This is a genomic window from Saccharopolyspora ipomoeae (assembly GCF_029952525.1).
GTDB classification, from domain to species: Bacteria; Actinomycetota; Actinomycetes; order Mycobacteriales; family Pseudonocardiaceae; genus Saccharopolyspora; species Saccharopolyspora ipomoeae.
The window spans coordinates 63,239-75,507 of the sequence record NZ_JASAOF010000006.1; the positions used below are offsets into that span (position 1 = coordinate 63,239).

8 protein-coding genes are annotated in these 12,269 nt (G+C 71.5%); 2 read left to right on the forward strand and 6 right to left on the reverse strand.

Annotation, left to right across the window (positions count from 1 at the left end; all coding sequences use genetic code 11):
- Positions 1-85: 85 nt before the first annotated feature.
- On the forward strand, positions 86-1,297 hold the full coding sequence (locus QFW96_RS12710; RefSeq protein WP_281455811.1) for a Bcr/CflA family multidrug efflux MFS transporter: 1,212 nt from the start codon (positions 86-88) through the stop codon (positions 1,295-1,297).
- Positions 1,298-1,316: 19 nt separating this feature from the next.
- Here QFW96_RS12710 and QFW96_RS12715 read toward each other — a convergent pair whose 3' ends face one another.
- The 4 genes from QFW96_RS12715 to QFW96_RS12730 form a co-directional block, all read right to left on the reverse strand.
- Positions 1,317-2,195 (reverse strand): 3-methyladenine DNA glycosylase, encoded by an 879-nt coding sequence (locus QFW96_RS12715; protein ID WP_281455812.1) that lies wholly within the window; start codon positions 2,193-2,195, stop codon positions 1,317-1,319.
- A gap of 25 nt (positions 2,196-2,220) precedes the next feature.
- On the reverse strand, positions 2,221-3,906 hold the full coding sequence (locus tag QFW96_RS12720; RefSeq protein WP_281455813.1) for a protein kinase domain-containing protein: 1,686 nt from the start codon (positions 3,904-3,906) through the stop codon (positions 2,221-2,223).
- Positions 3,907-4,137: 231 nt separating this feature from the next.
- Entirely contained in the window at positions 4,138-5,178 is a 1,041-nt protein-coding gene (locus QFW96_RS12725; RefSeq protein WP_281455814.1) for a hemolysin family protein, read from the reverse strand.
- Positions 5,175-6,515 carry a hemolysin family protein gene (locus QFW96_RS12730; RefSeq protein WP_281455815.1) on the reverse strand — a complete coding sequence of 447 codons (1,341 nt, stop codon included), beginning with the start codon at positions 6,513-6,515 and terminating at the stop codon, positions 5,175-5,177. The genes QFW96_RS12725 and QFW96_RS12730 overlap by 4 nt, the downstream gene beginning before the upstream one ends.
- 419 nt (positions 6,516-6,934) lie before the next feature.
- On the opposite strand from QFW96_RS12730, the gene QFW96_RS12735 reads away from it, so the two are divergent.
- A complete protein-coding gene (locus QFW96_RS12735; protein WP_343231374.1) occupies positions 6,935-8,413 on the forward strand; it encodes a peptide MFS transporter in 1,479 nt (492 codons plus the stop codon).
- 80 nt (positions 8,414-8,493) lie between these two features.
- On the opposite strand, the gene QFW96_RS12740 is transcribed toward QFW96_RS12735, so the two are convergent.
- Both QFW96_RS12740 and QFW96_RS12745 read right to left on the reverse strand, forming a co-directional pair.
- The gene (locus QFW96_RS12740; RefSeq protein WP_281455816.1) at positions 8,494-10,011 is read right to left on the reverse strand and encodes an alpha/beta hydrolase; all 1,518 of its coding nucleotides are present in this window, start codon (positions 10,009-10,011) and stop codon (positions 8,494-8,496) included.
- Positions 10,012-10,109: 98 nt separating this feature from the next.
- On the reverse strand, positions 10,110-12,206 hold the full coding sequence (locus QFW96_RS12745; protein ID WP_281455817.1) for an FUSC family protein: 2,097 nt from the start codon (positions 12,204-12,206) through the stop codon (positions 10,110-10,112).
- Positions 12,207-12,269: the final 63 nt, after the last annotated feature.

A 12,269-nucleotide genomic window follows, 5' to 3' on the forward strand; every position in this document is an offset into this window, starting at 1 on the left:
TCGTGCGACGAACGACTCATCGCCGTCGTCGTCGGCCCCGGGTTACCGTGACAGTGGTTTGCGGGGCGAACGATCGAGGGTGGGGATGGCTGAGTCGTCGCGGGCGAAGTTCGCGCTGATCCTGGGCGGGATGTCGGCCTTCGGGCCGTTGTCGATGGACATGTACCTGCCCGCGCTCCCGGCGATCGCCGGTGACCTGCACGCCGGGGCCTCCCAGGTGCAGCTCTCGCTGATGGCCTGCACGACCGGTCTCGCGCTGGGGCAGCTGGTCATGGGCCCGCTGTCGGACACCTACGGCCGCCGCCGCCCGCTGCTGATCGGCGTCGTCGTGTTCGCCCTCGCCTCGCTCGCCTGCGCGCTGGCGCCGTCGGCCTACGCGCTGGCCGCGTTGCGGCTCGTGCAGGGGTTCGGCGGGGCGGCGGGCATCGTCATCGCTCGCGCCGTGGTGCGCGACCTGTTCTCCGGGGTCGCCCTCGCCAAGTTCTTCTCGCTGCTGATGCTGGTCAACGGCGTGGTCCCGGTGCTCGCGCCGGTGCTCGGCGGGCAGCTGCTGCGGATCACCTCCTGGCGCGGGGTGTTCGTGACGCTGTGCGCGATCGGCGCCGCGCTGCTGCTGGCCGCCCTGCTCGCGCTGCCCGAGACGCTGCCGCGCGAGCAGCGCAGGCCCGGCAGCCTCCCGCAGACGCTGCGCACCTTCGGGAGCCTGGTGCGCGACCGGGTGTTCATCGGCTTCGCCCTGTCCGCGTCCCTGGCCTTCGCCGCCATGTTCGCCTACATCTCCGGCTCGTCGTTCGTGCTGCAGGAGGTCCACGACCTCTCACCGCAGATGTTCAGCCTGGTCTTCGGCGTCAACTCGATCGGCATCGTGACGATGGGCCAGGTCAACGGCCTGCTGGTGGGCAAGGTCGACTCGCGGCGGCTGCTGGCGATCGGCCTGGCGGCCAACGCCGTCGGCGGGGTCTCGGTGGCGGTCTCGACCGTGCTGGGGCTGGGGCTCCCGGCGCTGCTGCCCGCGCTGTTCGTGACCGTGGCCAGCATCGGCCTGGTGTTCCCCAACGCCACCGCCCTGGCCCTGTCCGGTCATCGCGAGACGGCGGGGAGCGCCTCGGCGCTGCTGGGCGTGCTGCAGTTCATGATCGGCGGTCTCGTCTCGCCGCTGGTCGGCATCGCGGGCTCGGACACCGAGGTCCCGATGGGCCTGGTGATGGGAACGCTGTCGCTGTCGGCGGTCCTGGTCTTCCTCGTGCTGACCCGGCGCCGCAGCCCGGAGGCGCACCCGGTCGCACGCGCCGGCTGACCGTCCTGCCGGGCCGAGGTCACGCGGCCTGTCGCGAGCCCCAGGCGAGCAGGTCGCGGCAGGTGTCGATCAGGCGGGAGCGCAGGACCGACGCCTCGTCGGCGAACTCGCGCTGACGGCGGACGTACTCGGCGCGGCCCTGCGGGGTCTCGATCGCCACCGGCTCGTAGCCCAGCTCGCCGAGGTCGTAGGGGCTCGCGCACATGTCCAGCTCGCGCACCCGCACCGCCAGCTCGAAGCAGTCCGCGAGCAGCTCGCCCGGCACGAACGGGTCGAGCTTGTAGGCCCACTTGAACAGGTCCATGTTCGCGTGCAGGCAGCCCGGCTGCTCCAGCCGGACCTGATCGGCGCGCGAGGGCTGCAGCGCGTTGAGCGGGCGCGCCTGCGGGGTGAAGAACCGGAACGCGTCGTGGTGCGTGCAGCTGATCGGCATCGACTCCACGACCTCGTCGGTGCCCCGGTGCCCGAGCCGCAGCGGCCACCCGGCGTGCCGGACGTCGCCGGGCTCGGTCCGGTAGACCATCGCCCACTCGTGCAGTCCGAAGCAGCCCAACCGGGCCGGTCGGGACGCGGTGGCGCTGAGCAGGCCGAGGATGAACTCCGCCGAGTCGCGGCGCTTGTCGGTCAGCGCCGCCGGATCCAGCGCCACGCCCTCAGGTGTCTCGGCGAAACCCTTGCGGGACAAGAACTCCCGACCGTTCTCCAGCGCCACGCCCACCCCGGGCTGCCAGCGCTCCAGGCGGGCCGGGCGGAACGAGTAGTAGGTGAACAGGAAGTCCAGCACCGGGTGCTTGCGCTGGTGGTGCTGCCGTTGCCGGTGCGGTGCCGTCCACTGCGACACCCGCTCCCGGTGGGCGCTCCGCCGCTCCCGCCACTCCTGCTCGCTCAGCACCAACATCGCTGGTCAGGGTAGCGGTCTGCGCTCAGTAGTCGAACTGGACCCAGTCCAGCTTCAGCACCTCCTGGCCACCGACCTCCGAGCTGACGACGAAGTACACCGTGTGGAGTCCGGTGACCGGGTGGTCGAGGTCGAACGTGCGGATCTGCCAATCCTCCGCCCCCTCCGGGGAGGACGCCTTGAACTGGCCGATCTTCGTGCCGCTGGTGGAGTCCAGCCGGATCGAGACCGTCGTGTTGGCCGACTCGGGCTGCGCGGGGTAGAAGCGCGCGTTGATCTTGCGAGCGGATACCGGACCGAAATCCACCGCGTCGAACCTCAGCGCTTGCCCGGACACCAGCGGTCCGAGGAAGTTGACCCCGCGCTGGCTCGCCGTGCCGATCTCGGTGCCCACCCACCCCGCGGCCTCGGCCTGCATCACCTGGTAAGCACTGCCCATCGGGCGGCTGCGCTTGATCGTCCCGGAACCGCTGCTGTCGCCGAGCGTGTACCCGAACACCGCCGCCCCGAACACCGCCGCCCCGGTGGTCAGCACCACAGCCACCGCGCCCACGATGAGCGCGGTCCGCGCGCGGCGGCGTTGCGGCGCCGGAGATTCCTGCGATGGGCGGGCCGAATCGGGCCCGCTCGCGGGGTCCGGCCCCTGCCAGAGGCCGGACTGCGCGGGCAGGTTCGGTTGCGCGGCCCGCACCTGCTGGGGCGGGATCCACGGCCGGGAGCGCGGTTCTCCCGCCACCGGCCGCGGCTGGGACGGCGGTGCGGGGGTCACGCGCGGGATGGATTGACGCCGCTCGGCGGGCCGCGAGAACTCGCGTGGAATCACCGACGGGGGAGGGGGCGTGGGGTGGAACCGCTCGGTTGCCCCCGCGGTGTTGGGGTCCAGCAGCGGCTCGAACGGTTCCTCACCGGCCGAGCGGACGATCTCGTGCAGCCTGCGGCGCACCTCCACCAGCGGCATCCGCCGCTCCGGCTCCTTGACCAGCAGGCCGCCGAGGACCTCGCCGATCGGGCCGGTCTGGTGGTGGCGGGGGAGCGGGCCGTGCACGATCGCGCTGATGGTGATCAGCGGGTCGTTGCTCTTGTCGTAGGGCGGGCGGCCCTCCGCGGCCGAGTACAGCGTGGCGCCGAGCCCCCACAGGTCGGCCCAGGCGTCGAGGGTGCCCCGGCGGGCGATCTCCGGCGGCAGGTACGCGGGAGTGCCCAGGAGCACCTCGGAGCGGGTCATGGTCGTCTCGGCGACGTTGCGGGACAGCCCGAAGTCGGCCAGCTTGACCTGCCCGCGCGGCCCGAGCAGCACGTTGCCGGGCTTGACGTCGCGGTGCACGATCCCCACCTGGTGCGCGGCGTCCAGCGCGGCGGCGACCCCGTCGATCATCACGGCCAGCTGGTAGTGGTTGAGCGCGCGGTGCCGCTTGAGGATCGCCGACAGGCTCTGGCCCGGGACCAGCTCCATCACCACGTACGGGCTTCCGCCCTCGCGCGCCACGTCGTAGAGCATCACGGTGTTGGGGTGGTTCAGGGTGGCCATCGCGCGGGCCTCGCGCAGGGCGCGTTCGCGCAGGTCGGCGGCTTCTTCTTCGGGCACGTTCGCGGGCAGGTGGAGCTCCTTGACCGCCACCGGTCGTTCCAGGAGCTCGTCAGTCCCGGACCAGACGTAGCCCATCCCGCCCTTGCCGATGGTGCGGTCCAGCCGGTATCTGCCGCCGATCACGCGGCCCGAAGTCGATGTGTCCGCGTGGGACGGCGAGAGCTGATCATCTCGCACGCATGGACACTACCCAGTGAGCTCTCCCGCCCGCGCCGGGGGCATCCCCGGCGCGAACTGGGAAAACGGGATTTCGCGGCCGTTCGGGCGGGCCCGCTGCACCGGGGTTTCCGCCGAAGTTGGGCCATCTGGGCGAGGCGCGGTCCGCCGCGCCTCGCCCAGATGCGCCTCCGGCCGTCAGTGGACGTGCGTGCCGTCGCGGACCGTGCCGACGTACTCCTCGACGAGGTCCTCCAGCGCCACGACGCCGACCGCCGCGCCCCCGGCGTCCACGGCCGCGGCCAGGTGGCTGCCGGCCCGCCGCAGCGAGGTCATCGCCTCGTCCAGCCGCGCGGTGACCGGCACCGTCGGCAGATCGCGCCTGCGCGCGTCGGCGATCGGCGTGCGCGGGTCGTCGCCCGCCTGGTCCAGCACGTCCTTGATGTGCAGGTAGCCCAGCAGCCTGCCGTCGTCGCCGCGCACCGGGAAGCGCGAGAAGCCGGTGTCGGCCACCAGCCGCTCCACGTCGCCCAGCGTCGGCCGCCCCGGCAGCGTCGTGACCTCCCGCAACGGCACCAGCACGTCGGCGACGGTGTGCTCCGCCGACGACAGCGTCTGGGCGAGCCTGCGGTGCTCGGACTGCTCCAGCAGCCCCTCGCGCCGCGACTCCACCAGCAGCTCGGCCAGCTCGGTCGAGGTGTAGGCCGTCTCCAGCTCGTCCTTCGGCTCGATCCGCAGCAGCTTGAGCACCGCGTTGGCCATCATGTTGAACAGCGCGATGAGCGGTCGCGCCAGCTGCACGAAACCGACCAGCGGGGGCACCAGCCACAGCGCCATCCGCTCCGGCTCGGCCAGCGCCAGGTTCTTCGGCACCATCTCGCCGACCAGCACGTGCAGCACCACCACGATCGCCAGCGCGATCGCGAACGCCACCGCGTGCGTGATGGCAGCCGGGATGCCCAGCGCGGTGAACGGGCCCTCCAGGAGGTGGGCGACGGCGGGTTCGCCGATGCGGCCCAGACCCAGCGAGCACAGCGTGATGCCCAGCTGCGCGCTGGTGAGCATCAGCGAGCCCTCCTGGCTCGCCTTGATCACCGTGCGGGCCCGGCCCACGCCCTGGGCCAGCAGCGCCTCGAGCCGGTCGCGTCGGGACGACAGCAGGGAGAACTCCGCGCCCACGAACAGCGCGTTGAGCGCCAGCAGGACGACGCCGAGCAGCAGTGCGAAGGAGTCGCTCATCGGTTCGCCTCCGTCGCGTCGGCGTGCGCGGGCTGCTTGTTCAGGCGCAGCTCGGCGATGCGGTGCTTGTCCATGCGCATGACGGTCAGCCGCCAGCCGCCGGTGTCGAGCTGGTCCCCGACGGTCGGGATGCGGCCCAGCCGCCACAGCAGCAGTCCGGCGACCGTCTCGTAGTCGCCCTCGGGCATCGCGAAACCGGTGGCCTCGGCGAGCTCGTCGGGGCGCAGCAGGCCGGAGATCAGCCAGGAGTCGTCGCCGAGCCTGCGCACGGCGGCGATCTCCAGCCGGTCGTGCTCGTCGCGGACGTCGCCGATGATCTCCTCGACCACGTCCTCCAGGCTCACGATGCCTGCGGTGCCGCCGTACTCGTCGACGACCACCGCCAGCTGCAGGCCGGAACCGCGCAGCCGGTTGAGCAGCGCGTCACCGTCCAGAGTGGCCGGAACCGTCGGCACCGGGCGGGTCAGCGTCTCGACCCGCGCCGTCTCGCGGCGCTCGGCCGGGATGCCGAAGGCCTGCTTGACGTGCACGACGCCCTGGACGTCGTCGAGATCGCCGCCGTGCACCGGGAATCGCGAGAAACCGGTGCGGCGGGCCAGGTCCAGCAGGTCCACGACGGTCTCGCCGACCTGCAGCGAGGCGACCTTGACGCGCGGGGTCATCAGCTCCTCGGCGGTGCGATCGCCGAAGCGCAGCGAGCGGTCCATCAGCCGCGCCGTGGACTCGTCGAGCGTGCCGTGCGCGGCGCTGGAGCGCACGATCGAGCCGAGCTCGTCGGGGGAGCGCGCCGAGCGCAGCTCCTCCTGCGGCTCGATGCCGAGCCTGCGCACCACCCAGTTCGCGCTGTTGTTCATGGCGTCGATGAGCCACTTGAACACCTGCGAGAAGCGCGAGTGGTAGCCGGACACGGCGCGCGCGGTCGGCAGCGGGCGGGCGATGGCGAGGTTCTTCGGCACCATCTCGCCGAAGACCATCGACAGCGCCGTCGCCAGCAGGATCGCCAGCGCCAGCGAGATGCCCTCGGCCACGCCCAGCGGCATGCCCAGCACGGTCATCACCGGCTGGATCAGGTCGCCGATGAGCGGCTCGGCCACGTACCCGGTGATCAGCGTGGTCAGCGTGATCGCGACCTGCGCGCCGGAGAGCTGGAAGGAGAGGGTGCGGTGCGCTCGCTGCACGGCGCGGGCGCGCTTGTCGCCGACCGTGCGGACGTGGGAGTCCACGGTGGAGCGCTCCAGCGAGGTCAGCGAGAACTCCGCCGCCACCGCCAGACCCGTGCCCGTGGTGAGAACCGCGATGAACAAGAGGCCGGCAACGGCCAGCAGGACGTCGATCAACCCTCGGCCCGCCTCGTGCTCGCGACCGTGGGTCGGGGGGAGCCGGGTCTGCTACCCGGCTCGGTACTGCTTCCCTCAGGGGATTGTGCCGCAGGCACTGAAGTGCTCACTCCCGAAAATAGAGAAAGACCGCGTTGGAATTGGTCATAACGAGTATACCGGGAGTTCCGGTGTGCTCCCGGTAGCGCCACGATCACGATTCGCGGCTTTCCCGGAGTTGTCGGCAACGGTCAGGCGTGCGGCGCGACGTGGGTCGCGGCAGGCTCCTCACCAGGCGCGTTGGCGTCGCGGAGGGTCCGTTGTGGCCGGTCGGTGGCTGGTTCTCGCCCCGATGGTCTGATCCATCCTACCTCGAAGTAACCTGCGTCAAACGTCGTCGCGGCCACCGCCGCGCTGAACAATCACGAGAGGACGTGATCGTGAGCACACCCACGGTTGCGGACGCGCCGCAGAAGGGTTTCTTCGGACACCCGCGCGGTTTGTTGACGCTGTTCTTCACCGAGATGTGGGAGCGGTTCTCCTACTACGGCATGCGCGCCATCCTGGCGTACTACCTCTACTACGCGGTGTCCGAAGGTGGCCTGGGCATACCCGAGTCCACCGCGCTGTCGGTGGTCGGCGTCTACGGTGCCTCGGTTTACATGACCGGTGTCCTCGGCGGCTGGCTCGCCGACCGGATCATGGGTGCGCAGAAGGCGGTCCTCTACGGCGGCGTGATCATCATGCTCGGCCACATCGGACTGGCGCTGCCCGGTGGCATGACCACCGTGCTCATCGGTCTGGTGCTGCTGGTGATCGGTACCGGCCTGCTCAAGCCCAACGTCTCGGGCCTGGTCGGCACCCTCTACAGCGCCGACGACAACCGGCGCGACGCCGGTTTCTCGATCTACTACATGGGCATCAACCTCGGTGCCTTCGTCGCCCCGTTCGTCGTGGGCACGCTCGGCGAGAAGGTCAACTGGCACCTCGGCTTCGGCGTCGCCGCGGTCGGCATGGCGCTGGGCCTGATCCAGTACGTCGTCGGGCAGAAGCACCTCGGCAGCGGCGGCAGCGCCCCGGTCAACCCGCTGCCCGCCGAGCACAAGGGCCGCGTCCTGGGTCGCGCCGGCGGCATCGCGCTGGCGTTCGTGGTGGTGCTGATCGGACTGTCGGTCAGCGGCGTGATGGGCCTGGAGGGCCTGGTCAACCTGATCAGCATCATCTCGGCGGTGCTGCCGGTCGTCTACTTCGCGGTGATGCTCTCCAGCAAGGAGATCACCAAGGTCGAGCGGGACCGGCTGATCGCCTACATCCCGCTGTTCCTGGCGACCGCGCTGTTCTTCCTGCTATTCGAGCAGCAGCCGAACACGCTGGCGAACCTGGCCGAGGCCGACACCGATCTCAACGTCCTCGGTTTCGCGATCCCGGCGTCCTGGTTCCAGTCGGTGAACCCGCTGACGATCATCATCCTCGCGCCGGTCATGGCGACGTTGTGGATGAAGCTGGGCTCGCGCCAGCCGTCCACCCCGCAGAAGTTCGTCGGCGGCCTGTTCTTCGTGGCCGTGTCGTTCCTGTGGGTCGTGCTGTCGAAGTTCGTCGGTGCCGACGACGGCAAGCACCTGCCGATCATGCTGGCGCTGGTCTTCGTGATCATGACCGTGGGTGAGCTGATGCTCTCGCCGGTCGGCCTGTCGGCCACCACCAAGCTGGCGCCGAAGGTGTTCGCCTCGCAGATGATGGGCCTGTACTGGCTCGCCCCCGCGATGGGTCAGGGCCTGGGCGCCCAGGTGGTCAAGATGTACTCGGTGGAGAACCAGCAGATGTACTTCGCGATCATCGGTGTCGCCACGATCGCCTGCGCCGGACTGCTGCTGCTGTCGGCGCGCAGCATCAAGCGCTACATGCACGGCGTGCTCTGACGGTGCTCTAGCCACCAGGCGCCCGCGCGCGAAGGAGGCCGGTCCCCGAGCGGGACCGGCCTCCTCGCGTTCCGGCGGGGTCAGCGCAGGTCGTAGGTGCGGGACTCGCGCGTCTCCGGGGCCGACGGGTCGGGCTCCGGGTGGCCGGGGATCGCCACGTCCTCGCCCGGCAGCGTCCCGCGGACCAGGTAGTCGGCGCCGATCCGGTCGGCCTCGTCGTTGCCGGACAGCGCCCACACGCCGTGCTTGCCCGCGTCCCGCTCGGTGACCAGCACCGACGACGGCAGCGACCGGTGCATCTCGACGGCGCCGGCGTAGGGCGTGGCCACGTCGTGCTCCGAGTTGAACATGAGAACCGGGGGCAGTCCCTCGCCGGTGATCTTCGTGGGCTCCTGCCGGGGCGCCCGCCACGTGCGGCACGGGGCGACGGTCCAGCTGTTGAACCACGCGGCGAACGGGTGCTGGGCCGCGACCTGGCGGGAGTCGCGCTCCCACTCCGCGCGCCGGGCGGGCCACGGGGCGTCGGCGCACTCCACCGCGTTGTAGATGGCGTTGCCGTTCTCGGCCAGCGCGTCCTTCGGCACGACCATCGCCGCCAGCGCCCGGTCGTCGCCGCGCAGCTGGAAGTCCGCCAGCCCCTGGGCCAGCGGCTGCCAGTCGGACTCGCCGTAGAGGGCGTTGAAGCTGATCTCGATCAGCTCCGAGGGGCCCAGCGGGCCGCGCGGCGCCCGGCGCAGCTCGGCCTGCGTGCGCTGCCAGGCCGCCTTCACCTCGCGTCGGTCGGTGCCCAGGTGGAAGACCTGGTCGTGGCGGGCGACCCAGCCGAAGAAGTGGTCGAGGCGCTGCTGCGCGGCCACGTCCTGGGCGAGGTTGTTGCCGTACCAGATCTCCGAGGTGTCCGGGTTCACCGAGCTGTCCAGGACCATCCGGTCCACCCGCTGCGGGAACAGCTGCCCGTAGACCGCGCCCAGGTAGGTGCCGTAGGAGTAGCCCAGGAAGCTGATCTTCTGCTCGCCCAGCGCGGCCCGGATGGTGTCCATGTCGCGGGTGTTGGTGGGCGTGTTCAGGTGAGGCAGGTACTTGCCCGCGCGCTGCGCGCAGCCGTCGGCGTAGGTCTCGGCGCGCTGCCAGTTCGCCTCCCGGGCGGCGGGGGAGTCCGGGTCGGGCAACGGGTTGGTCCAGTAGCTCGCCGGGTCGACGCAGTGGATCGGGGCGCTGTGCGCGGTGTTGCGGGTGTCGAAGCCGATCAGGTCGTAGGAGTCGCGGACCTCCGGCGGGACCAGCCCGGCCAGCGTGCCCGCGAAGTCCACGCCCGGCCCGCCCGGGCCGCCGGGGTTGACCAGCAGCGATCCCTTGCGGGCCTGCGGGTTGCGGGCCGGCAGCTTGGAGACCAGCAGCGGGATCCGCTCACCGCCGGGGTTCGCGTGGTCCAGCGGGACCTCGACGGTGGCGCACGTCAGCTGCGGGTAGGGCGTGGCGACGTCCTGCGGGCACGGGCCGAACCGCGGGGCCGGTTGCGCGACGGCGGGGCCGGCCGTCGCGGGTGCGACGGCCAGCGCGGCCACCGCCGCCAGGCCGAGCGCGATCGAACGCTTCACGTGAGCTCCTCAGACGCGTGGAGGCAGTTGATCTCGCAGCCTAGGAGCGGCAGGGGAGGTGATCGGCGGACTCGGTGCCGTGTCGCCGGAAGGGGGTGTCAGCTTCGCCCGGCCAGGTGAGTCCCGGTGAGGTGGGAGTCGGTGCCCAGCTCGCGCGCCAGCTCGTCGAGGATCTGGGTCGTGCGGTCCAGGAACCGGACGCTGCGGTGCAGCGACGTGGGCCCGTCGGTGAGCGACTCGGACAGGTCGTGCAGCTCGTCGGAGCGGCGGTGCGCCGCGGCAAGCGCCTCGTCGAAGGGAACCTGGCCCTCGTCGGTGAGCGCGTCGGCGGCGTCGGCCAGCGCCCACAGGTGCTCGGCCAGCCGGTCCCGGGTGTCGGCGTCGACCATCTCGGCGGCGTCGCCCAGCGCCACCGACAGGTTGCGGACGTAGTACGCGCAGCCGCTGAGCTTGGCGGCCATCCGCTGGACCTGGCTGCGCCGCGACCGGAACCGGTAGACCGTCAGCGGGTTGGCGCTGGTGAGCACCTTCTGCAGCGCGTCGTCCAGGGCGCGGGTGGGTTCCTGCAGGCCGGAGGCGGTGCCGTGCTCGCTGAGCTCGGTGCCGGTGCTGCGCAGGAAGTCCCGCAGCGCTTCGAGGAACTCGGAGGTGTTGTTGCGGACGACCTCGCGGGTGCGGGTGGGCAGCACGAACACCGCCGCCAGCACCCCGGCCAGCGCGCCCACCGCGGTCTCGGCCAGCCGCGTCTCCAGCACCGAGGCGTCGAACGTGCCGAGCATCCCGTACAGCGCGCCGAGCAGCGTGGTGATGAAGAACGTCATCGCCGCGTAGGAGTAGCCGACGAAGTAGAACGCCAGGAACACGCACAGCAGGATCACCGACAGCTCCGCGGTGAGGTCGCCGCCGACCTGCGCGGCGACCAGGATCCCCGCCAGCACCCCGAAGATGGTGCCCGCCGTGCGCTGCCAGGCGCGCACCAGCAGCTCGCCCCGGCTGTTGGTGCTGATGAACACCACGAACGCGGTGATCACCGCCCAGTACCAGCGGTTCGGCGAGACGAGCTGGCCCAGCACGATCGCCAGCCCGGCCGCGACGGTGACCTGGATGGCGGTGCGCAGCTCCGGGCGGGCCAGCCCGGTCTGCTCGTCGGCGGGCTCCTCGGTCTCGTCGGCGACGTCGGCCTCGGTGTCGTCGGTGCGTTCGCCCAGCTCACCGGTCGCCTCGGCCAGCTCGGCCAGCTCGGTGCCGAGGCTGCGGATGGCCATCGCCACGTCGACCGAACCGCGGTCCTCGATCTGCTCGGAGACCCGGCGGGTCGTGTTGCGGATCTCGCGCGGACGGCTCTCCAGCACCGACAGCAGCGCGCCGACCGCGTGCGGCACCACACCACCACCGCTGGGGTGGTCGACCAGCCGCAGCAGCCGGGTCACCAGGTTCTCCGCGGCCAGCTCCACGTCGAGTATCCGCTGCCGCAGCACGGTGCGGCCGGCCTCGGAGAGCTCGTCCATCCGGCCGACGGTGCTCTCCAGCATCAGCGAGGTCTCGTTGAGCCGGGCGGAGCGGTTGTGCAGCTTGCGCCGCCGGGCCGCCGAGTCCGGCTGGTCGGCGACGTCGCGGACCGCGTGCAGCAACCCGTGCACCTGGGCGCGCAGCGTGCGCCGCCCGCGCGCGAGCACCCCTTCCGGGTCGTCGCGCAGCACCAGGAACCGCAGGCCCGCCGCGGCGAGCGTGCCCAGCAGCACGGCGACCACCAGCGCCGGGAACTGGGCGGGCTGCGGGCGCAGGAACATCGCGAAGAAGTAGCCCATGAACGCGACCATGCCCAGCGGGAAGAACCGGGGTCCGAACCGCCGCACGTAGACCGCGACGAAGATGACCGCCAGGAACACCGCGCTGTGCAGCGGTGGCGAGAACTGGGTGGCGATCGACAACCCGAGCGCCGCCAGCACCGGCAGCGGCAGCAGCGCGTAGGTGATCGCCTGGCCTCGCCGGTCCGGGTCGTTGACGCCCAGCGAGCCGTTGATCGCCACCACCGCGCCGATCATGGCGCTGGGCAGCGGCTGCTGCCACCAGGCCAGCAGCGGCACGGCGACCGCCAGCGTCAGGGCGACGGCCAGCGTCACGCGGATCGCGGTGCGCAGCCTTCGCAACGACGGGTCGGACGCGAGGAAGCGGTTCCACCACTCGCTGGCCACGCGCACTCCTTCACCTCGGCCGACCCGTGACGTGAGGCTACGCCGAACGGGACTCGCGCTGTG

Bases quoted from the DNA above. Each gene is read 5' to 3' on its own strand.
- QFW96_RS12710 (WP_281455811.1), top strand. From the start codon at position 86: ATGGCTGAGTCGTCGCGGGCGAAGTTCGCGCTGATCCTGGGCGGGATG.
- QFW96_RS12715 (WP_281455812.1), bottom strand. From the start codon at position 2,195: ATGTTGGTGCTGAGCGAGCAGGAGTGGCGGGAGCGGCGGAGCGCCCAC.
- QFW96_RS12725 (WP_281455814.1), bottom strand. From the start codon at position 5,178: ATGAGCGACTCCTTCGCACTGCTGCTCGGCGTCGTCCTGCTGGCGCTC.